At 60.5% G+C, this 22,284-nt stretch carries 22 protein-coding genes; 20 read left to right on the top strand and 2 right to left on the bottom strand.

The features are described 5' to 3' along the window. The first annotated feature begins 15 nt into the window (after positions 1-15). From FHT97_RS21455 to FHT97_RS21525, 15 genes are all read left to right on the top strand, one after another. Complete coding sequence (locus FHT97_RS21455; RefSeq protein WP_183864185.1) at positions 16-900, top strand: VOC family protein; 885 nt, start codon at positions 16-18, stop codon at positions 898-900. Beyond that, positions 897-1,739 carry a 3-deoxy-8-phosphooctulonate synthase gene (kdsA, locus tag FHT97_RS21460; RefSeq protein WP_183864186.1) on the top strand — a complete coding sequence of 281 codons (843 nt, stop codon included), beginning with the start codon at positions 897-899 and terminating at the stop codon, positions 1,737-1,739. Before FHT97_RS21455 ends, kdsA begins: the two co-directional genes overlap by 4 nt. A 141-nt stretch (positions 1,740-1,880) precedes the next feature. Beyond that, positions 1,881-3,155 (top strand): phosphopyruvate hydratase, encoded by a 1,275-nt coding sequence (eno, locus tag FHT97_RS21465; protein WP_037127725.1) that lies wholly within the window; start codon positions 1,881-1,883, stop codon positions 3,153-3,155. A 141-nt stretch (positions 3,156-3,296) separates the two neighbouring features. Continuing rightward, complete coding sequence (locus tag FHT97_RS21470) at positions 3,297-3,617, top strand: septum formation initiator family protein (protein WP_007532419.1); 321 nt, start codon at positions 3,297-3,299, stop codon at positions 3,615-3,617. A gap of 146 nt (positions 3,618-3,763) precedes the next feature. Further along, positions 3,764-4,810 carry a pyruvate dehydrogenase (acetyl-transferring) E1 component subunit alpha gene (pdhA, locus tag FHT97_RS21475; RefSeq protein ID WP_016553840.1) on the top strand — a complete coding sequence of 349 codons (1,047 nt, stop codon included), beginning with the start codon at positions 3,764-3,766 and terminating at the stop codon, positions 4,808-4,810. 17 nt (positions 4,811-4,827) lie between these two features. Continuing rightward, on the top strand, positions 4,828-6,207 hold the full coding sequence (locus FHT97_RS21480) for a pyruvate dehydrogenase complex E1 component subunit beta (protein WP_183864187.1): 1,380 nt from the start codon (positions 4,828-4,830) through the stop codon (positions 6,205-6,207). Between the two features lie 18 nt (positions 6,208-6,225). Continuing rightward, positions 6,226-7,566 carry a pyruvate dehydrogenase complex dihydrolipoamide acetyltransferase gene (locus FHT97_RS21485; protein WP_183864188.1) on the top strand — a complete coding sequence of 447 codons (1,341 nt, stop codon included), beginning with the start codon at positions 6,226-6,228 and terminating at the stop codon, positions 7,564-7,566. 19 nt (positions 7,567-7,585) lie between these two features. Then, positions 7,586-8,227: an SGNH/GDSL hydrolase family protein gene (locus tag FHT97_RS21490; protein WP_183756927.1), complete on the top strand. Its 642-nt coding sequence runs from the start codon at positions 7,586-7,588 to the stop codon at positions 8,225-8,227. Positions 8,228-8,229: 2 nt separating this feature from the next. Further along, entirely contained in the window at positions 8,230-8,811 is a 582-nt protein-coding gene (locus FHT97_RS21495; RefSeq protein ID WP_183864189.1) for a GNAT family N-acetyltransferase, read from the top strand. A gap of 15 nt (positions 8,812-8,826) precedes the next feature. After that, a complete protein-coding gene (gene lpdA / locus FHT97_RS21500; RefSeq protein ID WP_183864190.1) occupies positions 8,827-10,272 on the top strand; it encodes a dihydrolipoyl dehydrogenase in 1,446 nt (481 codons plus the stop codon). 76 nt (positions 10,273-10,348) lie between these two features. Beyond that, on the top strand, positions 10,349-10,603 hold the full coding sequence (locus tag FHT97_RS21505) for a GlsB/YeaQ/YmgE family stress response membrane protein (protein WP_007790427.1): 255 nt from the start codon (positions 10,349-10,351) through the stop codon (positions 10,601-10,603). Between the two features lie 15 nt (positions 10,604-10,618). After that, positions 10,619-10,867, top strand: a complete 249-nt coding sequence (locus FHT97_RS21510; protein ID WP_183756923.1) for a GlsB/YeaQ/YmgE family stress response membrane protein — start codon at positions 10,619-10,621, stop codon at positions 10,865-10,867. A gap of 40 nt (positions 10,868-10,907) precedes the next feature. After that, positions 10,908-11,882: a lipoyl synthase gene (gene lipA, locus FHT97_RS21515; protein WP_183864191.1), complete on the top strand. Its 975-nt coding sequence runs from the start codon at positions 10,908-10,910 to the stop codon at positions 11,880-11,882. 74 nt (positions 11,883-11,956) lie between these two features. Then, positions 11,957-12,529, top strand: coding sequence for an AAA family ATPase (locus FHT97_RS21520; protein ID WP_183864192.1), 573 nt, complete (start codon positions 11,957-11,959; stop codon positions 12,527-12,529). A gap of 9 nt (positions 12,530-12,538) precedes the next feature. Next, positions 12,539-12,982 carry a type II toxin-antitoxin system RatA family toxin gene (locus FHT97_RS21525; protein ID WP_113363054.1) on the top strand — a complete coding sequence of 148 codons (444 nt, stop codon included), beginning with the start codon at positions 12,539-12,541 and terminating at the stop codon, positions 12,980-12,982. Here the strand turns inward: FHT97_RS21525 and FHT97_RS21530 are convergent. Together FHT97_RS21530 and FHT97_RS21535 are read right to left on the bottom strand one after the other, a co-directional pair. After that, positions 12,973-13,473 (bottom strand): CinA family protein, encoded by a 501-nt coding sequence (locus FHT97_RS21530; protein WP_183864193.1) that lies wholly within the window; start codon positions 13,471-13,473, stop codon positions 12,973-12,975. The genes FHT97_RS21525 and FHT97_RS21530 overlap by 10 nt on opposite strands. Before the next feature lies 1 nt (position 13,474). Further along, a complete protein-coding gene (locus FHT97_RS21535; protein ID WP_183864194.1) occupies positions 13,475-14,686 on the bottom strand; it encodes a bifunctional 2-C-methyl-D-erythritol 4-phosphate cytidylyltransferase/2-C-methyl-D-erythritol 2,4-cyclodiphosphate synthase in 1,212 nt (403 codons plus the stop codon). Between the two features lie 146 nt (positions 14,687-14,832). On the opposite strand from FHT97_RS21535, the gene dusB reads away from it, so the two are divergent. The 5 genes from dusB to FHT97_RS21560 all read left to right on the top strand — a co-directional run bounded on the left by dusB (position 14,833) and on the right by FHT97_RS21560 (position 22,261). Continuing rightward, positions 14,833-15,849 (top strand): tRNA dihydrouridine synthase DusB, encoded by a 1,017-nt coding sequence (gene dusB / locus FHT97_RS21540; RefSeq protein ID WP_183864226.1) that lies wholly within the window; start codon positions 14,833-14,835, stop codon positions 15,847-15,849. Then, positions 15,846-17,000, top strand: coding sequence for a nitrogen regulation protein NR(II) (locus FHT97_RS21545; protein WP_183864195.1), 1,155 nt, complete (start codon positions 15,846-15,848; stop codon positions 16,998-17,000). The genes dusB and FHT97_RS21545 overlap by 4 nt, the downstream gene beginning before the upstream one ends. Beyond that, positions 16,997-18,448 carry a nitrogen regulation protein NR(I) gene (gene ntrC / locus FHT97_RS21550; protein WP_016553855.1) on the top strand — a complete coding sequence of 484 codons (1,452 nt, stop codon included), beginning with the start codon at positions 16,997-16,999 and terminating at the stop codon, positions 18,446-18,448. The genes FHT97_RS21545 and ntrC overlap by 4 nt, the downstream gene beginning before the upstream one ends. A gap of 188 nt (positions 18,449-18,636) precedes the next feature. After that, positions 18,637-20,907 carry a PAS domain-containing sensor histidine kinase gene (locus tag FHT97_RS21555; RefSeq protein WP_183864196.1) on the top strand — a complete coding sequence of 757 codons (2,271 nt, stop codon included), beginning with the start codon at positions 18,637-18,639 and terminating at the stop codon, positions 20,905-20,907. Further along, entirely contained in the window at positions 20,897-22,261 is a 1,365-nt protein-coding gene (locus FHT97_RS21560) for a sigma-54 dependent transcriptional regulator (protein WP_183756917.1), read from the top strand. The genes FHT97_RS21555 and FHT97_RS21560 overlap by 11 nt, the downstream gene beginning before the upstream one ends. Positions 22,262-22,284 lie beyond the last annotated feature (23 nt).

A 22,284-nucleotide genomic window follows, 5' to 3' on the forward strand; every position in this document is an offset into this window, starting at 1 on the left:
CCCGGGGAGTTTGCCATGAGCGAAGCACATCCGCTGGACCACATTGTGCTGCCGGTGTCCAACATCAGGCTTGCGCGCGAGCGCCTCGGAATGCTGGGATTCACCGTCGCGCCAGATGCGCGTCACCCGTTCGGAACAGAGAACGCCTGTATCTTCTTCGCCGACGAAACTTATCTGGAGCCGCTGGGCGTCGCCAGCCTCGAACTGCACGAGGCGTCGGCGAGGAAGGGCAACGTCTTCACCGCGCGTGACCGTGCCTTTCGGTTTCGATGCGGCGAGGATGGACTGTCCGCAGTGGTCTTCGCGACGGGGGACGCCGACCGCGACCACGCTAGATTCCTTGCGGAGAAGATCAACGGCGGTGAGATGCTGCAGTTCGAGCGGCCGATGAAGATGCCCGACGGCTCGGAAGCCACTGCTGCATTCAAACTCGCGTTCGCAGTTGACCTGCGCGCACCTGATTTCTTTTTTTTCACCTGCCAGAGGGTCAATCCGCTGCCTGCCGATCGAAGGGCACTGCAAGTGCACCCAAATGGCGTGGGCGGGATCGCGGAGATCGTTCTTGGCGCGCCGGACCCAAAGGCGTTTGCACCATTTGTGCGCGCCGCGGCGCACGGCCTGACGGTGATCAACGAGGCCTTTGGTGTGAGTGTTGCAACGCCCAACGCCAGGATCATCGTTCTGTCCCCCGATGGACTGGATGCCTACTTCGATATTTCTGCACCCTCAGACGATCGCGGCCTGCGCGGCGTTGCCGTTGTTTTCAAGGTCGGTGATCTCGCCGTGACAGAAGCGCATTTGGCTGCTAACGGGATGACCTACACGCGCAAGAACAATCGAATTCTGGTGAAGGCAGCGCCCGGGCAGGGTGCGCTCTTCGCCTTCGAGGAGAAACGATGAGCCAGACAAATTCCGAAGTCGCGGTCGGCGAAGGCGCCGGTCGCGTCACCTTTTCGAATACCGGCAAGCTGTCGCTGATTGCCGGACCGTGTCAGATGGAGAGCCGCGAGCATGCGTTCATGGTCGCCGGTGTATTGAAGGAGCTTTGCGACAAGCTTGGTATCGGCCTTGTCTACAAGTCCTCCTTTGACAAGGCGAACCGGACATCGCTCTCCGCCCAGCGCGGCATCGGCCTTGATAAGGCGCTGGAGGTTTTTTCCGACCTCAAGAAGGAATACGGTTTTCCTGTCCTGACCGACATCCATACCGAGGAGCAGTGCACCGAGGTGGCGACGGTCGTCGACGTCCTGCAGATCCCGGCCTTTCTCAGTCGCCAGACAGACCTGCTGGTCGCAGCCGCCAAAACCGGTCGCACAATCAACGTCAAGAAGGGCCAGTTCCTTGCCCCTTGGGATATGAAGAATGTCTTGAACAAGCTCAATTCCAGCGGCAACCCGAATATCCTGCTTTGCGAGCGCGGCGCTTCCTTCGGCTACAACACGCTGGTCTCCGATATGCGCTCGCTGCCGATCATGGCGGCGATGGGCGCCCCTGTTGTTTTCGACGCCACCCATTCGGTGCAGCAGCCCGGAGGGCAGGGCGGCTCCAGCGGCGGCCAGCGCGAATTCGTGGAAACGCTGGCGCGCGCGGCCGTTGCCGTCGGTGTCGCCGGTGTGTTCGTCGAAACGCACGAAGATCCTGACAACGCGCCGTCTGACGGTCCGAACATGGTCTATCTCAAGGACATGCCGAGGCTTCTCGAAAAGCTCCTGGCCTTCGACGCGATCGCGAAAAGCTGACGTTCAAAAGACTGACATGTTCGTGTAATAGGCCACGCACGAACGTCGCTGCGAAGCATGCGCAAAGCGCCATTGTAATTTGCGCATCTTCGATTAAGACGGATTTCAAACGATTTATCCACCCTCAAGCAGGAAAAGCCGATGACCGCAATTACCGACATTATCGCCCGCGAGATTCTCGACAGCCGTGGCAACCCCACCGTCGAAGTCGATGTCTATCTGGAAGATGGCAGCATGGGCCGCGCGGCGGTTCCGTCGGGCGCGTCGACCGGCGCGCATGAAGCCGTCGAAGTTCGCGACGGTGGCAAGCGCTACCTCGGCAAGGGTGTCGAAAAGGCTGTCGAAGCCGCCAACACGGAAATCTTCGACGCCATCGGCGGCATCGATGCCGAAAACCAGATCCAGATCGACAACATCATGATCGAGCTGGACGGCACGCCGAACAAGTCGCGCCTCGGCGCCAACGCCATCCTCGGCGTGTCGCTTGCTGTTGCCAAGGCTGCTGCCCAGGCTGCCGGACTGCCGCTCTACCGCTACGTCGGTGGCGCTTCCGCTCACCTGCTGCCGGTTCCGATGATGAACATCATCAACGGCGGCGCGCATGCCGATAACCCGATCGACTTCCAGGAGTTCATGATCCTTCCGGTTGGCGCTGATTCCATCCGCGAAGCCGTTCGCATGGGCTCGGAAGTTTTCCACGTCCTCAAGAAGGAACTGTCGGCCCAGGGTCACAACACCAACGTTGGCGACGAAGGCGGTTTCGCGCCGGGCCTGAAGAGCGCCCCCGAAGCCCTCGACTTCATCATGAAGTCGATCGAGAAAGCCGGCTACAAGCCTGGCGACGATATCTGCCTTGGCCTCGATTGCGCCTCGACCGAATTCTTCAAGGACGGCAAGTACGTGCTCGAAGGCGAAGGTCGCACGCTGGAGCCGGGCGCCATGGCCGAATACCTTGCTCAGCTCGCTGCCCAGTATCCGATCATCTCGATCGAAGACGGCATGGCCGAAGACGATTGGGACGGCTGGAAGGCTCTGACCGATCTCGCTGGCAAGAAGGTCCAGCTGGTCGGCGACGATCTCTTCGTCACCAACTCGGCTCGCCTGCGCGACGGTATCAAGATGGGCGTCGCCAACTCGATCCTCATCAAGGTCAACCAGATCGGCTCGCTGACGGAAACGCTCGATGCCGTCAACACCGCGCACAAGGCAGCCTACACCGCGGTCATGTCGCACCGTTCGGGCGAAACCGAAGATTCGACGATCGCTGACCTCGCGGTTGCCACCAACTGCGGTCAGATCAAGACCGGCTCGCTGTCGCGCTCGGACCGCCTCGCCAAGTACAATCAGCTGATCCGCATCGAAGAAGGTCTTGGCCCGCAGGCCCGCTATGCCGGTCGCTCGATCATCCGCGGCTAATTGCGGCTGATTTTAACCACTTCGACCCGCGCCTTCGAAAGGCGCGGGTTTTTTCTTGCCTGATTTTTCATAGTCAACGGACAGTTAATCTCTGCCCGGTAGTCTTGAGCGCATCGAGGTAATGCGTTCGAGCGTGCGTTTATGTGGACAAAGCATCACAAGAAGAAAAAGATCGGTCGTTTCGTGGTTCCAGCCATGACGGTCGCGTTTCTTTCCTACTTCGGCTATCATTGCATTCATGGTGATTATGGTCTGCGGGCAACCGAAGGGTTCGAGCGCCAGCGGATAGCGCGTGAGAGGGAGTTGGCGGTTCTGAAAGGCAAGCGCGAGCATCTCGAAAAGCAGGTCGCGCTGCTAAGTGACGGTTCGATGGACAAGGATATGCTGGACGAGAAAGCGCGTCTTCAGCTTAATGTTTCTCGTGCCGATGAGATCGTCATATTCAATCACTATTCCAATTAACTGGAATTTAGTTAATTCAAATAAAGTGTTATTTATCAGTGGCTTGCTGGTGAATACGAGCCATGCATTTATGGCATTGCTGTGGCGAAATTTCTTCCCTATGGTACGCCCAACCAAAGAACCGACAAACCCATAGGGAGGGTTGAATGGCGCCGCGAAAAACCGCGACCGTTTCCAGCCGTAAAACTAGCGCAAAGCCGGCAAACAAGGCCACCAATGGTGGTCCTGTTGCCGATTTCACGCGTGATGAAGAGCTCAGCGCTTATCGCGATATGCTGCTGATCCGCCGCTTCGAAGAGAAGGCCGGCCAGCTTTACGGCATGGGCTTCATTGGCGGTTTCTGTCACCTTTATATCGGCCAGGAAGCTGTCGTCGTCGGCATGCAGATGGCGCAGAAGGAAGGCGACCAGGTCATCACGGCCTATCGTGATCACGGCCACATGCTGGCAACCGGCATGAGCGCGCGTGGCGTCATGGCCGAGCTGACCGGCCGCCGCAGCGGTTATTCGCACGGTAAGGGCGGCTCGATGCACATGTTCTCGAAAGAGAAGCATTTCTACGGCGGTCACGGCATCGTCGGCGCTCAGGTCTCGCTCGGAACAGGTCTTGCCTTTGCAAACCGGTATCGCGGCAACGACAGCGTTTCCGTCGCTTACTTCGGTGACGGCGCTGCGAACCAGGGCCAGGTCTACGAGAGCTTCAACATGGCTGCTCTCTGGAAGCTTCCGATTATCTACATCGTCGAAAACAACCGCTACGCCATGGGTACCTCGACCGCTCGCGCAACCGCGCAGTCGAACTACTCGCTCCGCGGTTCCGGCTTCGGCATCCCCGGCATTCAGGTCGACGGCATGGATGTCCGCGCGGTCAAGGCTGCAGCCGACGAAGCCCTCGAGCATTGCCGCTCCGGCAAGGGCCCGATCATCCTCGAGATGCTGACCTATCGTTATCGTGGTCACTCCATGTCCGACCCGGCGAAGTACCGCACCAAGGAAGAAGTGCAGAAGATGCGCTCGGAGCAGGATCCGATAGAGCAGGTGCGTGCGCGCCTGCTGGAGAAGGGTTGGGCATCGGAAGACGATCTCAAGGCGATCGACAAGGACGTCCGCGATATCGTTGCCGACAGCGCAGACTTCGCCCAGTCCGATCCCGAGCCGGATGCATCCGAGCTCTACACTGACATTCTGCTCTAATCGGGGAGGGACGACCCATGCCAATCGATATTCTCATGCCCGCCCTCTCTCCGACGATGGAAGAAGGCACACTTTCCAAGTGGCTCAAGCAGGAAGGCGACACCGTCAAGTCTGGTGACGTGATCGCCGAAATCGAAACCGACAAGGCGACGATGGAAGTTGAAGCCGTTGACGAAGGCGTCATCGGTAAGCTGCTGGTTCCGGCCGGCACCGAAAACGTGAAGGTCAATGCCAAGATCGCGGTCCTGCTTCAGGACGGTGAATCGGCATCCGACATCTCGGCTGCACCTGCTGCTCAGCCCGCACCTGCCGCAGCCGCTCCGCAGGCGGAAGAAAAGCCTGCCGCCGCTGCTCCGGTTCCGGCCGAGCCGAAGGCCGCTGTGCCAAACGATCCGGAAATTCCGGCCGGCACCGAAATGGTCTCCATGACCGTTCGCGAAGCGCTTCGCGATGCCATGGCCGAAGAAATGCGCGCTGACGACAGCGTCTTCGTCATGGGCGAGGAAGTTGCCGAATATCAGGGCGCCTACAAGGTCACCCAGGGTCTTCTTCAGGAATTCGGCGCCCGCCGCGTCATCGACACCCCGATCACCGAGCACGGCTTTGCCGGCGTCGGCGTCGGTGCTGCCATGTCCGGTCTGAAGCCGATCGTCGAGTTCATGACCTTCAACTTCGCCATGCAGGCAATCGACCAGATCATCAACTCTGCCGCCAAGACGCTCTACATGTCCGGCGGTCAGATGGGTGCTCCGATCGTGTTTCGTGGCCCGAACGGTGCGGCTGCCCGCGTCGGCGCCCAGCATAGCCAGGACTACTCGGCCTGGTACAGCCAGATCCCGGGCCTCAAGGTCGTCATGCCCTACACGGCATCCGACGCAAAGGGCCTGCTCAAGGCCGCCATCCGCGATCCGAACCCGGTCGTCTTCCTCGAAAACGAAATCCTCTACGGTCAGCACTTCGACGTGCCGAAGCTCGATAATTTCGTTCTGCCGATCGGTAAGGCCCGCATTCACCGTCCGGGCAAGGACGTCACGATCGTTTCCTTCGGCATCGGCATGACCTATGCCACCAAGGCCGTCGCCGAACTTGAGAAGATCGGCATCGATGCCGAGCTGATCGACCTGCGCACGCTGCGCCCGATGGACCTTCCGACCGTGATCGAATCGGTCAAGAAGACCGGCCGCCTCGTCACCGTCGAGGAAGGCTATCCGCAGAACTCAGTCGGTACCGAAATCGCCACCCGCGTCATGCAGCAGGCCTTCGATTATCTCGATGCGCCGGTTCTCACGATCGCCGGCAAGGACGTTCCGATGCCTTACGCCGCAAACCTCGAAAAGCTCGCTTTGCCGAGCGTCGACGAAGTCGTGCAGGCCGTGAAGGCGGTCTGCTACAAGTAACAAGGGGAGGGTATTTCGATGCCTATCAACATCACGATGCCTGCCCTTTCTCCGACGATGGAAGAAGGCAATCTGGCCAAGTGGCTCGTCAAGGAAGGCGACACGGTAAAGTCAGGCGACATCATTGCGGAAATCGAAACCGACAAGGCGACGATGGAAGTCGAAGCCGTCGATGAGGGCACGATTGCCAAGATCGTTGTTCCTGCCGGCACGGAAGGCGTCAAGGTCAATGCCTTGATCGCCGTTCTTGCTGCCGATGGTGAAGACGTATCCGCTGCCGCAAGCGGTGCGGGCTCTGCTGCTCCGGCGCCGAAGGCTGCTGAAGCTCCGAAGGCGGAAGCAGCACCGGCCGCCCCGGCTCCGGCTGCTGCGGCACCGGCTCCGGCCGCGGCACCTGCTGCGGTTTCAGCTGGTGGCAATCGCACGTTTTCCTCGCCGCTCGCTCGTCGTCTGGCGAAGGACGCGGGGATCGACCTGTCAGCGATTGCGGGCTCCGGCCCGCATGGCCGCGTCGTTAAGAGCGACGTTGAAGCCGCCGTTGCAGGTGGTGGCGCCAAGGCGGCCCCGGCTGCCGCTGCGCCGCAGGCTGCTGCACAGGCTCCGGCCGCTGCCCCGAAGGGTGCTTCCGACGAGACCGTGCTCAAGCTCTTCGAACCGGGCTCCTACGAACTCGTGCCGCATGACGGCATGCGCAAGGTCATCGCCAAGCGTCTCGTCGAGTCCAAGCAGACCGTGCCGCACTTCTACGTCACGGTGGATTGCGAGCTCGACGCGCTGATGTCTCTGCGTGCCCAGCTCAACGACGCTGCACCCCGCAAGGATGGTGCGCCGTCCTACAAGTTGTCGGTCAACGACATGGTCATCAAGGCTATGGCGCTGGCTCTGCGCGATGTTCCGGATGCAAACGTCTCCTGGACTGAAACCAACATGGTCAAGCACAAGCACGCCGACGTCGGTGTTGCTGTCTCGATCCCTGGCGGCCTGATCACCCCGATCATCCGCAAGGCCGAGGAGAAGACCCTGTCGGCGATCTCCAACGAGATGCGCGACCTCGGCAAGCGCGCCAAGGACCGCAAGCTGAAGCCGGAAGAGTTCCAGGGCGGCACCTCGTCGGTCTCCAACATGGGCATGATGGGCGTGAAGCAGTTCGCAGCCGTCATCAACCCGCCGCATGCAACGATCCTCGCGGTCGGCGCAGGCGAGCAGCGCCCGGTGGTCAAGAACGGTCAGCTGGCTGTCGCAACCGTGATGACCGTCACGCTGTCGACCGACCATCGCTGCGTCGATGGCGCGCTGGGTGCGGAGCTGCTGCAGGCGTTCAAGGGCTACATCGAGAACCCGATGGGCATGCTTGTCTGAGACAACGGCGGAGGCGGAAATGACGAAGACCGTTCTTTGCTATGGTGACTCGCTGACCTGGGGCTATGACGCCGATACGATCGGACGTCATGCCTACAAGGATCGTTGGCCAAGTGCGCTTCAGGCGGCACTCGGCAACGAAGTGCGGATCATCGCCGAAGGATTGAACGGGCGAACCACCGCCTTCGATGACCATCTCGCCGACTGCGACCGGAACGGCGCACGCATTCTGCCAACGATTCTGCAGAGCCATGCGCCGCTTGATCTCGTCATTTTGCTGCTCGGTACCAACGACATGAAGCCCGTCGTGGCGGGGTCGGCCTTTGCCGCCTGCCAGGGCATCGCCCGGCTGGTGCGGTTGATCCGTAACCACGCTTGGCCCTTCGAATTCGATGGACCGGACATCCTGATCGTGGCACCGCCGAAGATCCGCGACACGGCGAATGTGCCCTTTGCGGCGTCGTTCGTCGGCGGCATCGAGGAATCGGCAATGCTGCCGACCCTCTATCGCGACCTCGCGGACGAGCTCGGATGCGGCTTCTTTGACGGCAATTCGGTGGCGAAGACGACACCGGTCGATGGCATTCACCTCGATGCGGACAATACCCGCGCTCTCGGGCGCGGCATGGAATCGACTGTGCGGATGATGCTGGGGCTTTGAGCATGGGATCCTTCGTCTCGCTTCGTCCTGCGACGCGGGAAGATGCGACGGAGCTGGCTATGCTCACGGATATCGCATCGCATGGGTTTGCTTCCTGGCTGCGGCTCTCTGAGCTCGGAAACGGCGGCTGCGATACGCCGATGGAGCGAGGACGGCAGAAGCTGAGCGGAGACCAGGGGCAGGGCAACTGGAGCGACGCGGTGATTGCCGAAGCCTATGGCGAGATCGCGGGAGCGGCGATCGGCTACGGCCTCGACGAAGGCATACGGAATATTGAGGCGGACCGCCCGGCGCTGAAGCCGGTCATCGATCTGCAGAAAATGGTGTTGGGAAGCTGGTTTATCGGAACGCTGGGTGTCTACAGCCATTTGCGAGGCATCGGGATCGGTCGACGGCTTCTTAGTGATCAGATTGAGCGGGCGGGAAGCGCCCCGGTCAGCCTGATTACTGCAGGTTACAACGAAGCGGCTCTGTCGCTTTACAAGAAGAATGGATTTTCGGAAGCGGCGCGAGCGAATGCCGTGGCCTTCTTCGAAAACGGCAGGAAACACGAGTGGGTGCTTCTCACCCGCGACGCCCGATAACAAAGGCAGGAAAACATGGCTGAGAATTACGACGTCATCATCATCGGTTCGGGCCCCGGCGGCTATGTCGCCGCCGTGCGCGCCAGCCAGCTTGGCCTCAAGACCGCGATCGTCGAACGCGAGCATCTGGGCGGCATCTGCCTCAACTGGGGCTGTATCCCCACCAAGGCGCTGCTGCGCTCGGCCGAGGTTCTCGACCATGCCAATCACGCCAAGGATTACGGCCTCGTGTTGGAAGGCAAGATGACTGCCGACGTCAAGGCTGTCGTCGCCCGCTCGCGCGGCGTGTCGGCACGGCTGAACGGCGGCGTCGGCTTCCTGATGAAGAAGAACAAGGTCGACGTGATCTGGGGCGAAGCCAAGATCACCAAACCCGGCGAAATCGTCGTCGGCAAGTCCTCCAAACCCGTCGTCGAGCCGCAGAACCCGGTTCCGAAGAACATCAAGGGTGAGGGCACCTATAACGCCAAGCACATCATCATCGCCACGGGCGCACGCCCGCGCGCGCTGCCGGGCATCGAGCCCGATGGCAAGCTGATCTGGACCTATTTCGAGGCGATGAAGCCGGCGGCCCTACCGAAGTCGCTGATCGTCATGGGCTCTGGCGCCATCGGCATCGAGTTCGCCAGCTTCTATCGCTCGATGGGCGTCGACGTCACCGTTGTCGAGGTCATGCCGACGATCATGCCGGTCGAGGACGTCGAAGTCACGGCGATCGCCCGCAAGCAGCTCGAGAAGCGCGGCATGAAGATCCTGACCAGCGCCAAGGTCACCAAGATCGAAAAGGCTGCCGACAGCCTGACGGCGCATGTCGAGACGGCTGACGGCAAGGTCCAGCAAATCACCGCCGACCGTATGATCTCGGCCGTCGGCGTGCAGGGCAATATTGAAAACCTCGGTCTCGAGGCCGTCGGCGTCAAGACCGACCGCGGCTGCGTCGTCATCGACGGCTACGGCAAGACCAATATCGCGGGCATCTACGCCATCGGCGACGTCGCCGGCCCGCCGATGCTCGCCCACAAGGCAGAGCATGAGGGTGTCGTCTGCGTCGAAAAGATCGCCGGCCTCCCGAACGTTCACCCGACGGACAAGGGCAAGGTCCCCGGCTGCACCTATTGCCACCCGCAGGTAGCCTCCGTCGGCCTGACCGAAGCCAAGGCCAAGGAATTGGGCCGTGACATCCGCGTCGGCCGCTTCTCCTTTGCCGCCAATGGCAAGGCGATCGCGCTTGGCGAGGACCAGGGTCTCTGCAAGGTGATCTTCGACAAGAAGACCGGCGAACTGCTCGGTGCGCACATGGTCGGCGCCGAAGTCACCGAACTCATCCAGGGCTTCGTCGTCGCCATGAACCTGGAGACGACCGAAGAAGAATTGATGCACACCATCTTCCCGCATCCGACGGTTTCCGAAACCATGAAGGAAGCGGTTCTGGACGCTTATGGTCGTGTGCTGAACGCTTGATAGTTTCCTTTTCCGCTCTCTATGACGGATTGGATCCCATCCGATCCCGGACTGGAAAAAGCGAAAGGAAATCATCATGTCTATGGGTACGCAGGCACTGCTTATCTTTCTCCTGATCGGCCTGGTGGCGGGGTTCCTCGCCAGTCTGGTCGTCGGAGGAGGCGGATTGATACGGTGCCTGCTGAGCGGCATTATCGGCGCGTTCGTCGGAGGCTTTCTCTTCAACGCGCTCGGCATATCGCTCGGTATCGACAATGCGTTGGTGGTGCAGATCATTCACGCGACGGTCGGGGCCATCATCGTGGTTCTGATTGCAAGGGCGATAGCGTAAAGGGGCGAGGGCAGGATGGAAGGCGTAGGTTGGATTGCCACGGTCATCATCGGGGGCTTGGCGGGGTGGCTCGCGGGCATTCTGATGGGCATACGTTTCGGCGTTCTGATGAACATTATCATCGGCATAGTGGGCGCGGTCATCGCCAGTGCGATCTTTACCCGCGCCGGGATCTATGTCGCCAGCGGTTGGCTGGGTTACCTTGTGACGGGTTTCATAGGCTCTTGTATCTTGCTATTTCTGGCAAAACTCGTCAGACGCTGACGAAAGAGGCCGCTTCCGGCGGTTTGAAGGCAGGTTATTGATGGTAACTATTCTCGACAGGATGAATCCAGACGCTGAAAAGCGCGTGCGGCACCCGGAAAAGGCCCATCGGCCCGATCAGGAAGTCATGCGCAAGCCGGATTGGATCCGCGTCAAGGCACCGACCTCCAAGGGATACGCGGAAACGCGCTCGATCGTGAAGGAGCACAAGCTCGTCACCGTCTGCGAGGAAGCCGGCTGCCCCAATATCGGCGAGTGCTGGGACAAGAAGCACGCGACTTTCATGATCATGGGCGAGATCTGTACGCGCGCCTGTGCCTTCTGCAATGTCTCGACTGGCAAGCCGAATGCACTCGATATGGCCGAGCCCGAGAACGTCGCAAAGGCCGTCAAGCAGATGGGCCTCAGCCATGTGGTCATCACGTCGGTTGACCGCGACGACTTGGAGGACGGTGGTGCCGAACATTTCGAAAAGGTGATCTGGGCGATCCGTGCAGCGTCGCCGACGACCACCATCGAGATCCTGACACCTGACTTCCTGAAGAAACCCGGCGCCCTCGAGCGCGTCGTTGCCGCCAAGCCCGACGTGTTCAATCACAACATGGAGACGGTCGCCGGCAACTACCTGACGGTCCGCCCCGGGGCCCGCTATTTCCACTCCATCCGCCTGCTGCAGCGCGTGAAGGAGCTGGACCCTACCATGTTCACCAAATCAGGCATCATGGTCGGCCTCGGCGAAGAGCGAAACGAAGTGTTGCAGCTGATGGACGACCTGCGGACCGCCGACGTCGACTTTCTGACGATCGGCCAATACCTGCAGCCGTCCCGCAAGCATCACAGGGTCATGAGCTTTGTCACACCCGACGAGTTCAAATCCTACGAGACGGTTGCCTACACCAAGGGCTTCCTGATGGTGGCTTCGAGCCCGCTGACCCGTTCGTCGCATCATGCCGGCGATGATTTCGCGCGCCTGAAGGCCGCACGCGAGAAAAAGCTGCTGATCGCAGCGGAATAATCAACGAGCGCTTGCATTTTTCGAAAGCCGCGGCGATTTTCCCCGCGGCTTTTTGTTTGCGGAGGCGACGAGAAATGCCGGCTTACATCTACGATACGCGGAAAGCCGCCAATGTACTCCGGCAGTCCGCGCGCATCATGATCATCGGCTGCTCCGGGGGCGGCAAAAGTACCTTGTCGCGGAAGATCAGCCGCAGGCTCGATCTTCCCTATTTCTCCATGGATAGGGAGTTCTTCTGGCTGCCGGGATGGGTCAAGCGCTCGAAGGACGAAGAGCGCCGCCTGATCACCGAGGTTGTCGCTGGCGAACGGTGGCTGATGGACGGAACCGGCCCATCGACTTTCGATCTTCGCGTCCCGCGCGTAGAGTTCGTTGTCTGGGTGCGAATGCCGCGCTGGCTTTGCCTCTGGGGTATCTGCAAGCGCGCATTCTTCCATTTCGGCAGAACGCGGCCGGACATGGCGCCCGGATGCCTGGAGCGCCTGCCGGACCGGGAATTCCTGACGTACATCTGGACCTTCGAGAAGCAGTTCGCGCCTCTTGTGATCGCGGGATTAGACAAGCACGGGCGAGATGTCCCGGTTTTTCAGCTGAAAAGCCGGCGGGAGGTGAACCATCTTCTTGATCTTCTCGGCGCTCCCACTTAACTGCCGGTCATGCCTCAGTTCGAAACGCATCGCCCCGTCCCGCATTCTGCCGATCAGATGTTCGACCTCGTCGCCGACGTCGAGCACTATCCGCAATTCCTTCCGCTCTGCGAGGCGCTGAGCATTCGCAGTCGCAAGGAGCGTGACGGCAAGGTTCTGCTGATCGCCGATATGACAGTCGGTTACAAGGCGATTCGCGAGACTTTCACGACGCAGGTGCTTTTGAACCGGGCCGAACGCGTCATCGAGGTCAAATATATCGACGGGCCATTCCGTTATCTCGACAATCGCTGGCGCTTCGAGGATACGGCTACGGGCAGCAACGTCCACTTCTTCATCGACTACGAGTTCAAGAGCCGCATCCTGGGCGCGGTCATGGGCTCGATGTTCGATCGCGCCTTCCGGATGTTCTCGGAAGCCTTCGAAACGCGGGCGACGAAGATCTACGGCTGAGCCAGTTCCCGGATCATGCTGAGCGCGGTTCTGACCGTCGCAAGCCGTACTTCAGCGCGACCGATGTCGCCATAGAGCATCTTCCGATGGATAAGGCCGCCCGCGCGCGACTTCGCGGCTAGGTGGACAAGGCCTACCGGCTTTTCAGCCGATCCACCGCCGGGCCCGGCAATTCCGGTGACAGCGACCGCAATGGCTGCGCGGGAGCGGAAGAGGGCCCCATGCACCATCTGCCGCGCCGTCTCTTCCGAGACTGCGCCGAACCGGATCAGCGTTTCCGCCTGCACGCCAAGCATCTCCATCTTGGCGGTATTCGTGTAGGTGACGAAACCTCTGTCCACGACAGCAGACGATCCTGAAATTTCAGTCAAGGCGCCGGCAATCAGCCCGCCGGTACAGGATTCCGCCATCGAGACCATCAGGCCCGAGGCTGCGAAGTCGCGAATGATTGCCTCTGCCTGCACGATGATATCGTCAGGGAAGATACTCATCTCAGGAGCTCCGATAGACGACCGTTGCGGTGGCGATCGCCGCGATACCCTCGCGCCGACCGACAAAGCCGATCGTCTCGTTCGTCGTTGCCTTCACCGAGCATCGGTCGATGGTGATGCCGAGAAACTCGGACAGTTTGGCGCGCATCTCGTCGCGATGCGGCCCGACCTTCGGCGCCTCTGCGATCAGCGACACGTCGGCGTTCATGATTGTGCCGCCGCGTTCCCGCACGATCTTGGCCGCGTGCTCGATGAAGATGCGAGACGGTGCACCCTTCCATTGCGGATCCGATGGTGGGAAATGATCGCCGATATCGCCCGCGCCACAAGTGGCAAGCAATGCATCGGTGAGGGCGTGCAGAGCCACGTCCGCATCGGAGTGGCCCTTGAGCTTTTGGTCGTGCGGAATGAACACGCCGCAGAGCGTTACGCCGTCGCCGGCCTCGAGCTGGTGGACGTCGTAACCGTTGCCGGTGCGCACATCCGGAAGTGCCTGTCCTGAAAGTTTGCTGTCTGCCATGGCGATGTCCCGTTTGACCGTCAGTTTTACATTGTCCGCCAGTCCCTCGATAATGCGCACCGGCAGGCTGGCCCATTCGGCAATGGCGGCGTCGTCGGTAAAATCGGTGAGGTTTGCGGCAGCCGCCTTCTCGTGGGCGGCGAGGATCGGCTCGAAGGCGAAGGACTGCGGCGTCTGCGCTGCGTAGAGGTGAGAGCGGGAAACGGTATCGAGTACCGTTCCGTCGAGATCAGCTCGCTTCAGCGTGTCGGAAACGGGCATGGCGGGGAGAATTGCCGGCACGCCCTCCGAGAGCAAGCCGGCGATGCGATCAAGAAGCGCATGATCGAAGAAAGGCCGCACGGCGTCGTGGATCAGAACATGCGAGAGGTTCTTGCCGCGCAAATGGCGCAGTCCCGCCAAAACGGATTGCTGTCGCGTTGCGCCGCCGTGAATAGCTTCGATCTGCGTGCCGGACTGGAGTTGAGCGGCGGCCTTGGCAAACAGGGCCTCGTCGTCGGGATGGATGACCACGACGATGTGGCGGGTAAGCTCCCAGCTGGCGAACTTTTCCAGTGTGTGCGTGATCACAGGCTTACCGCCAATCGCCCGATACTGCTTCGGGCCCTCTGCCGACGCGCCTGCGCGCTCGCCGCGTCCGGCCGCGACAACGACAACACCTATTGCTGGTTGCTTTTGATGCATTTGCGGCATAAATCCTCAAAGCGCGACTTTGCAGTCGGTGCTTAGCGGCTTGGCGCACCGAATTCCAGCATTTGCCCGAAAAATATCAATTCGCGCACTGCCCTCTTGGCAAGCCATTCAAACCTGTCTAAAAATAGTGCACGCATTCGGCGTGCCTGAAAGATAATCAATTGCTGGACTTTGACCTCGCTTCACCTTTGCGGATTGGACCTGTGGAAGTCAGGAACCGTGTTGTTCTGGCCCCTATGTCCGGCGTGACGGACATGCCGTTCCGGCAGCTGGCGTGGCGTTATGGCGCCGGGCTTGTGGTCACGGAAATGGTTGCGAGCCGTGAACTGGTCAATAGCACTGCCGAATCATGGGCGCGCCTCGAAAGCGCGGGTTTTGAGCCCCACATGGTGCAGCTCGCTGGCCGTGAAGCGCATTGGATGGCCGAGGCTGCGAAGATCGCTGCCGATCATGGCGCCGACGTCATCGATATCAACATGGGATGCCCCGCCAAAAAGGTGATTGGTGGCTACTCCGGCTCCGCCTTGATGCGCGATCCTGACCATGCCCTCAGCCTCATTGAGGCGACAGTCAAGGCGGTCAGCGTTCCCGTAACTCTGAAGATGCGGCTCGGTTGGGACGAGAATTCAATCAACGCGCCCGATATCGCACGTCGAGCAGAAGACGCTGGCGTCCAGTTGATCACCATCCACGGCCGCACGCGCATGCAGTTCTACGAAGGCCGGGCCGACTGGGATGCGATCCGCGCGGTTCGCGATGCCATTGCGGTGCCCCTGGTTGCAAACGGCGATGTCGAAACCGTCGAAGATGCACATGAGATCCTGCGTCGCTCGGGAGCCGATGCCGTCATGATTGGCAGAAGCTGTCAGGGCAGGCCATGGCATGCCGGCGTACTGGCTGGCAAGACGGCGCCGGAAGTGTGGGAAGTCCCCGACATCGCCACCGAGCATTACAGAATGATGCTCGAGTTCTACGGTGAGGCAGTTGCCGTTCGCCATGCAAGGAAGCACCTTGGCTGGTATCTCGAACGTTTCGCGCCTGGTCTTGCTGCGCAGGAGAAGGCCGCGATCATGACCGCGCGCGAGCCCGATGAGGTAGCTGCAAGGTTTTACGAGGCATTGATGGCTGCGGCATCGAACACGCAGACCCGGGAGGCTGCATGACGAATGACGTGCCATCGTCGATCGACAACGGCGGTAGCGCAGTTGCGATCGCTGTACTCAATGCGATCCAGAATCCGGTCGTGATGGTGAACGAGGCCGGCCTCGTCGCTTTCGCGAATTGGGAGGCGGAGGCCTTCTTCGGTGCAAGCGCCGCCCACCTTGCCCGCTACAAGATCTCGACCTTCATTCCGTTCGGCAGTCCGCTGCTGGCCTTGATCGATCAGGTTCGCGAACGGCGGGCGCCGATCAACGAGTATCGTGTCGACCTCAGCTCCCCGCGCCTCGGGCAGGACAAGCTCGTCGATCTGTATGTTGCCCCTGTTGTCAGCGATCCGGGTTCCGTCGTGATTGTCTTCCAGGAGCGATCTATGGCGGACAAGATCGATCGGCAGCTGACGCATCGCGCGGCGGCCCGCTCGGTCACCGGGCTTGCATCTATGCTGGCGCATGAGATCAAGAATCCGCTGTCTGGCATTCGCGGTGCGGCACAGCTGTTGGAGCAATCGGTCGTTGATGACGACCGCGCTTTGACGCGGCTGATCTGCGACGAAACCGACCGCATCGTCTCGCTCGTGGATCGTATGGAGGTCTTCTCGGACGAGCGGCCCGTTGATCGGATACCAGTCAATATTCACTCCGTTCTCGATCATGTGAAGGCCGTGGCGAAGGCCGGATTTGCGCGGCACCTCCGGATTACCGAGAACTACGACCCGTCGCTGCCGTCGGTCTACGCAAACCGTGATCAGCTCGTGCAGGTGTTCCTCAATCTCGTAAAGAATGCCGCTGAGGCTGTGGGCGATCGCCCGGATGGCGAGATCGTTTTAACGACGGCTTATCGCTCCGGCATTCGTCTGTCGGTCGCCGGGACCCGCGAAAAGATCTCGTTGCCGCTGGAGTTTTGTGTTCAGGATAACGGTCCCGGCGTGCCAGCTGACCTCCTGCCGCATCTGTTTGATCCATTCATTACGACGAAGACGAACGGCAGTGGGCTTGGCCTCGCGCTCGTCGCGAAGATTATCGGTGATCATGGCGGCATCATTGAATGCGACAGCCAGAACAACCGCACGACATTCCGCGTCTTGATGCCGGCCTCCAAGGACGCATCGATGGACGACGCAACGACCATAACTCCCACAGGACCTACTCGATGACAGCAACGATCCTCGTCGCGGATGATGATGCGGCAATTCGTACCGTGCTTAATCAGGCTCTGAGCCGCGCCGGCTATGACGTGCGAATTACCTCCAACGCCGCCACGCTCTGGCGTTGGGTGTCGGCGGGTGAAGGCGATCTTGTCGTGACCGATGTCGTAATGCCGGACGAGAATGCTTTTGACCTGTTGCCGCGGATCAAGAAAGCGCGTCCCGATCTCCCGGTCCTCGTCATGAGCGCCCAGAACACGTTCATGACAGCGATCAAGGCTTCCGAGAAGGGCGCCTACGATTATCTGCCGAAGCCGTTCGATCTGACCGAACTGATTGGTATCATCGGCCGTGCGCTGGCCGAGCCGAAGCGTAAACCTGCCAAGCTCGACGAGGACATGCAGGACGGTATGCCGCTTGTCGGTCGTTCGGCGGCGATGCAAGAAATCTACCGCGTCCTTGCTCGCCTGATGCAGACCGATCTGACGCTGATGATCACCGGCGAATCTGGTACCGGCAAGGAACTTGTGGCGAGGGCGCTGCATGACTATGGCAAGCGCCGCAACGGACCGTTCGTCGCCATCAATATGGCTGCAATTCCGCGCGACCTGATCGAATCCGAGCTATTCGGCCACGAGAAGGGTGCATTCACGGGCGCCCAGACACGTTCCACCGGCCGCTTCGAGCAGGCAGAAGGCGGCACGCTGTTCCTCGATGAAATCGGCGATATGCCGATGGACGCTCAGACGCGGCTACTACGCGTCCTGCAGCAGGGCGAATACACCACAGTCGGGGGGCGCACGCCGATCCGTACCGACGTTCGGATCGTCGCGGCGACCAACAAGGACTTGAAGCAGGCGATCAATCAGGGGCTTTTCCGCGAGGACCTGTACTACCGCCTGAATGTTGTTCCACTGCGTCTGCCGCCGCTGCGTGATCGTGCCGAGGATATACCGGATCTGGTGCGCCACTTCGTCCAGCAGGCGGAAAAGGAGGGACTTGGCTCCAAGCGTTTCGATCAGGAAGCGCTCGATCTGATGAAGGCCTATGCCTGGCCGGGCAACGTGCGCGAGCTGGAGAACCTCATTCGGCGGCTGATGGCACTTTATCCACAGGATGTGATCACCCGGGAAATCATCGAAGCCGAGCTTCGGTCGGATGTGCCCGACAGCCCTATCGACAAGGGGCCGATCCGCAATGGCAACATGACGATCGCCCAAGCTGTTGAAGAAAACATGCGGACATACTTCGCCGGTTTCGGCGACGGCCTGCCGCCGCCGGGACTTTACGACCGTGTGCTGACGGAAATGGAGTACCCGCTGATTCTTGCTGCCCTTACCGCGACGCGCGGGAACCAGATCAAGGCTGCCGATCTCTTGGGACTGAACCGCAATACGCTGCGCAAGAAGATCAGAGAGCTGGGCGTATCGGTGTATAGAAGCTCCCGAACTGCTTGACAATGTGACCGGCGACGTTGCATTTTCGCCACAATGCGTTGCTTAGAAGTCACGCATGGGGCTCGGGTTTTCGCAGCTGTCTAAGAGCGCAACGACACGGGTTGTTGTCGCACAGGCAGGCTGACGGTTTCCGCGCCTGTCCGCGGGAGCGGCGGAAGCGAGTGTCTGCCGCCAGGAGAATTAAGCGAATGGAACAGGATGCAGTGCCGCCGCCGGCGGAAGGCGAAGCTGTCACGGCAGTGACCGATCGCCGTGCCCTGTTTGCGCTGCCGGGCCTGATTCTTGCCGGTGGTGCGCTTCTCTGCGCCACGCTGACGCTGTTCGTGCTGCTGGGGCTGACACCTATCGCGCCGACCTATCACGTCGTGGTCACCTCGGTCGTCGTGAACTCGTTCTTCGTGCTCGGCCTAATGGCGTTGATCGCGCGCGAGGTCTCTCGCCTGCTCAAGGCACGCAAACGCGGGCGAGCGGCGGCGCGGCTTCACATCCGCATCGTTGTACTTTTCTCGATCGTCGCGATCACTCCGGCGATCCTCGTCGCCATCTTCGCCAGCATCACGCTGAACGCCGGCCTCGACCGGTGGTTTGCGCTTCGGACGCAGTCGATCATCAGTTCCTCCCGCAATATCGGGCAGGCCTACATGATGGAGAATGCGAGCTACTTGCAAGGCCAGACGGTGTCGATGGCGAATGACCTCGAACGCAACCGAGCGCTGTTCAATCTCGATCGCACGGGCTTTTCCGACCTTATGACTCGGCAGGCCCGTGGACGCGGGCTTCTTGGCGCCTTCCTTGTCCAGTCTGACGGTTCTGTGATCATTCAGGCCGATATCAAGACCGAGAAGCCATTGCCGGCGATTCCTCAGGACGCTCTGGATAAGGCGGCCGCCGGACAGCCGACCCTGATCCCGCCAGGCATCACCAACCTCGTCGGCGCCATCATCAAGCTTGAGGCGATCGATGGGGCGTTTCTCTACACTGTTCGCGCCGTGGACCCGAAGGTTATGGGCGCCATGCGGATGATGGAGGAGAACGCCACCGAGTACAAATCGATGGAGGCGGGGCGCTTCTCGCTGCAGATCGCCTTCGCGGTTCTGTACATCGGCTTTGCCTTGATCGTTCTGCTGGCCGCCATCTGGACAGCAATCGCCGTCGCCGACCGCATCGTGCGTCCGATCCGCTTGTTGATTACAGCCGCCGACAGTGTCGCTTCTGGCAACATGGATATCATTGTTCCCGTTCATGCTGTGGACGGCGACGTTGCCAACTTGTCACGTACTTTCAACAAGATGATCTCGGAAATTCGCACGCAACGTGATGAAATTCTGGAGGCCAAGGATGAGGTGGACGACCGTCGACGCTTCATCGAAGCGGTCCTTTCCGGCGTCACGGCCTCGGTTATCGGCGTCGAGCACGACCGCAGGATCACAATCGTCAACAGTTCGGCGGAAGCGCTGATGGCCCTCTCGGCCTCAGAGATGCTCGGCAAGCAACTCTCCGAGATCGCACCTGAAGTCGACCAGGTCCTGACGGAAGCCGCATCCCGCTACCGCGGCGATTTCCGCAAGCAGATTGCCCTTGTCCGAGCCGGGACCGTCCGGACGCTCAGCGTGCAGGTCACGCGCGAAGAAGTGCGCGACATGAGCGAATCCTATGTCATTACGCTCGATGACATTACTGACCTTGTCATCGCGCAGCGCTCGACCGCATGGGGCGACGTCGCTCGCCGTATTGCCCACGAGATTAAGAACCCGCTGACGCCGATTCAGCTGTCAGCAGAACGCATCCAGCGCCGCTATGGCAAACAGATCAACCAGGATGACCGCAGCGTCTTCGATCAGTGCACGGAAACGATCATCCGGCAGGTCGGCGACATCGGCCGCATGGTAGACGAGTTCTCTTCCTTCGCCCGGATGCCGAAGCCGACCAAGGAGCCAAGCGATCTGCGCAAGATCCTGCACGATGCCGTGTTCCTGCGCGAGATGGGCAATAGTCATGTGAACTTCCTGCAGGAACTGGGTGACCAGCCGCTGGAAGGGCAGTTCGACAGCCGCATGCTTGGTCAGGCCTTCGGCAATTTGATCAAGAATGCGGTTGAAGCGATCGAGGCGGTGCCGAGCGGAGAACGCGACGAGCGCAAGGTCCTGGTAAGAGCTTCGCTCGACCCGGTACGCGACCGCTTTACCGTCGATGTGATTGATAACGGTCGCGGTCTACCGGTGGAGAACCGCCACAGAATTCTGGAACCCTACATGACGATGCGCGAGAAGGGCACGGGCCTCGGACTAGCGATCGTCAAGAAGATTATTGAGGAACATGGCGGGCAGCTCGAACTTCACGATGCGCCCGCTGATTTCGACCAGGGAAGAGGGGCTATGATCCGCGTGCAACTGCCACGTCTGGAAGCCGCGCCGTCCGCCCTGGCCGCAAGTGACAAGGAAAGCGTTTATGGCCTCTGATATTCTGGTCGTCGATGACGAGCACGACATCCGCGAGATCGTCTCCGGTATCCTGTCTGATGAAGGACATGAGACCCGCACCGCACATGATAGCGACAGTGCGCTGGCTGCGATCTCCGATCGCGCCCCGCGGCTGATCTTTCTGGACATCTGGATGCAGGGCAGCAAGCTCGACGGTCTGGCGTTGCTCGACGAGATAAAGACACGGCACCCGGACATTCCTGTTGTCATGATCTCCGGCCACGGAAACATCGAGACCGCCGTGTCGGCGATCAAGCGAGGGGCCTTCGATTTCATCGAAAAGCCGTTCAAGGCCGACCGACTGATCCTCATCGCCGAGCGCGCGCTTGAGAATTCAAAGCTCAAGCGCGAAGTCTCTGAACTGAAGCGCAAGGCCGGCGATCCGGTCGAGCTTATCGGTACCTCCGTTGCAGTCTCGCAGCTCCGCCAGACGATCGAAAAGGTATCGCCCACCAACAGCCGCATCATGATTTTCGGCTCGTCGGGTTCCGGCAAAGAGCTCGTCGCGCGTATGATCCACAAGAAGTCGACGCGTGCAAACGGCCCATTCGTGGCGCTGAACGCCGCCAACATCACGCCCGACCGCATGGAGATCGCTCTCTTCGGTACGGAAGGCTCTCCGGGCCAGCCGCGCAAGATCGGCGCCTTGGAAGAGGCGCACCGCGGCATTCTCTACCTGGACGAAGTCGGCGAAATGCCGCGAGAGACGCAGAACAAGATCCTGCGTGTTCTCGTCGATCAGCAGTTCGAGCGCGTCGGCGGTTCCAAGCGCGTGAAGGTCGATGTTCGGATCATATCGTCGACAGCCTACAACCTGGAGACCCGCATCGCCGAGGGTTGGTTCCGGGAAGATCTTTATCATCGCCTTGCCGTCGTACCGGTGCGCGTGCCTGCACTCGCCGAACGGCGCGAGGACATTCCGTTCCTAGTCGACCAACTGATGCGGCAGATCTCCGAGCAGGCCGGCATCCGCCCGCGCCGGATCGGCGATGACGCGATGGCCGTGCTGCAGGCCCATGATTGGCCGGGCAACATCCGCCAACTCCGCAACAACATTGAGCGGCTGATGATTCTCGCCCGTTCGGACGGCCCTGATGCGCCTATTACGGCGGAAATGCTGCCGACCGACCTCGGCGACATGCTTCCGAAAGTCTCGGCGAAGAACGACTATCACATCATGACGCTGCCGCTTCGCGAAGCGCGCGAAATGTTCGAGAAGGACTACCTGATTGCGCAGATCAATCGCTTCGGCGGCAATATCTCGCGCACGGCGGAGTTTGTCGGCATGGAGCGCTCGGCTCTGCACCGCAAGCTGAAGTCGCTCGGCGTTTGATTGAGATGGCGCTGCGGCGCCGT

The organism is Rhizobium sp. BK399 (assembly GCF_014194695.1).
Lineage (GTDB): Bacteria > Pseudomonadota > Alphaproteobacteria > Rhizobiales > Rhizobiaceae > Rhizobium.

Excerpts from the sequence above, each read along its gene's own strand:
- FHT97_RS21455 (WP_183864185.1), top strand. The coding sequence starts at position 16 with ATGAGCGAAGCACATCCGCTGGACCACATTGTGCTGCCGGTGTCCAAC.
- kdsA (WP_183864186.1), top strand. The coding sequence starts at position 897 with ATGAGCCAGACAAATTCCGAAGTCGCGGTCGGCGAAGGCGCCGGTCGC.
- eno (WP_037127725.1), top strand. The coding sequence starts at position 1,881 with ATGACCGCAATTACCGACATTATCGCCCGCGAGATTCTCGACAGCCGT.
- FHT97_RS21470 (WP_007532419.1), top strand. The coding sequence starts at position 3,297 with ATGTGGACAAAGCATCACAAGAAGAAAAAGATCGGTCGTTTCGTGGTT.
- pdhA (WP_016553840.1), top strand. The coding sequence starts at position 3,764 with ATGGCGCCGCGAAAAACCGCGACCGTTTCCAGCCGTAAAACTAGCGCA.
- FHT97_RS21480 (WP_183864187.1), top strand. The coding sequence starts at position 4,828 with ATGCCAATCGATATTCTCATGCCCGCCCTCTCTCCGACGATGGAAGAA.
- FHT97_RS21485 (WP_183864188.1), top strand. The coding sequence starts at position 6,226 with ATGCCTATCAACATCACGATGCCTGCCCTTTCTCCGACGATGGAAGAA.
- FHT97_RS21490 (WP_183756927.1), top strand. The coding sequence starts at position 7,586 with ATGACGAAGACCGTTCTTTGCTATGGTGACTCGCTGACCTGGGGCTAT.
- FHT97_RS21495 (WP_183864189.1), top strand. The coding sequence starts at position 8,230 with ATGGGATCCTTCGTCTCGCTTCGTCCTGCGACGCGGGAAGATGCGACG.
- lpdA (WP_183864190.1), top strand. The coding sequence starts at position 8,827 with ATGGCTGAGAATTACGACGTCATCATCATCGGTTCGGGCCCCGGCGGC.
- FHT97_RS21505 (WP_007790427.1), top strand. The coding sequence starts at position 10,349 with ATGTCTATGGGTACGCAGGCACTGCTTATCTTTCTCCTGATCGGCCTG.
- FHT97_RS21510 (WP_183756923.1), top strand. The coding sequence starts at position 10,619 with ATGGAAGGCGTAGGTTGGATTGCCACGGTCATCATCGGGGGCTTGGCG.
- lipA (WP_183864191.1), top strand. The coding sequence starts at position 10,908 with ATGGTAACTATTCTCGACAGGATGAATCCAGACGCTGAAAAGCGCGTG.
- FHT97_RS21520 (WP_183864192.1), top strand. The coding sequence starts at position 11,957 with ATGCCGGCTTACATCTACGATACGCGGAAAGCCGCCAATGTACTCCGG.
- FHT97_RS21525 (WP_113363054.1), top strand. The coding sequence starts at position 12,539 with ATGCCTCAGTTCGAAACGCATCGCCCCGTCCCGCATTCTGCCGATCAG.
- FHT97_RS21530 (WP_183864193.1), bottom strand. The coding sequence starts at position 13,473 with ATGAGTATCTTCCCTGACGATATCATCGTGCAGGCAGAGGCAATCATT.
- FHT97_RS21535 (WP_183864194.1), bottom strand. The coding sequence starts at position 14,686 with ATGCCGCAAATGCATCAAAAGCAACCAGCAATAGGTGTTGTCGTTGTC.
- FHT97_RS21545 (WP_183864195.1), top strand. The coding sequence starts at position 15,846 with ATGACGAATGACGTGCCATCGTCGATCGACAACGGCGGTAGCGCAGTT.
- ntrC (WP_016553855.1), top strand. The coding sequence starts at position 16,997 with ATGACAGCAACGATCCTCGTCGCGGATGATGATGCGGCAATTCGTACC.
- FHT97_RS21555 (WP_183864196.1), top strand. The coding sequence starts at position 18,637 with ATGGAACAGGATGCAGTGCCGCCGCCGGCGGAAGGCGAAGCTGTCACG.
- FHT97_RS21560 (WP_183756917.1), top strand. The coding sequence starts at position 20,897 with ATGGCCTCTGATATTCTGGTCGTCGATGACGAGCACGACATCCGCGAG.